At 57.6% G+C, this 271-nt stretch carries 1 protein-coding gene; it reads right to left on the bottom strand.

The window, feature by feature from the left end:
* Positions 1-63 precede the first annotated feature (63 nt).
* Positions 64-271 (bottom strand): hypothetical protein (locus tag IV91_RS19230; RefSeq protein ID WP_233418474.1); only part of this gene is annotated, 208 nt, incomplete at its 5' end.

The raw sequence follows: 271 nt of genomic DNA, 5'->3' as shown, positions 1-271 counted from the left end.
GCACGGTGGGTGCGAGGGCGAGAGTACCGGGTAATCCTGCGCGAGCAGAGTAAACCGTTGCTTTCAGCCCCTGTCTTCTCCGTTCTTATCGAACGGAAGGAGGTGTGCGGTAGGGAAACGGGACCATGGAGGAAATGCCATGGTGCCCTGGTTGTGGAATACCCGGTATAAGTCCGGGTCTGGGGATGCGTGGAAACCGCATAACCAGTACGCACTGGGATGGCTATGAGGCTGGATAAAAGCCAGCGTCGGTTCGATGAGGCAAGTGCCT

The organism is Ferrovum myxofaciens (assembly GCF_000735045.1).
Classification (GTDB): domain Bacteria; phylum Pseudomonadota; class Gammaproteobacteria; order Burkholderiales; family Ferrovaceae; genus Ferrovum; species Ferrovum myxofaciens.
Note: the sequence above shows the minus strand (reverse complement) of the source record. Positions and strands in the feature narration are given on the sequence as shown.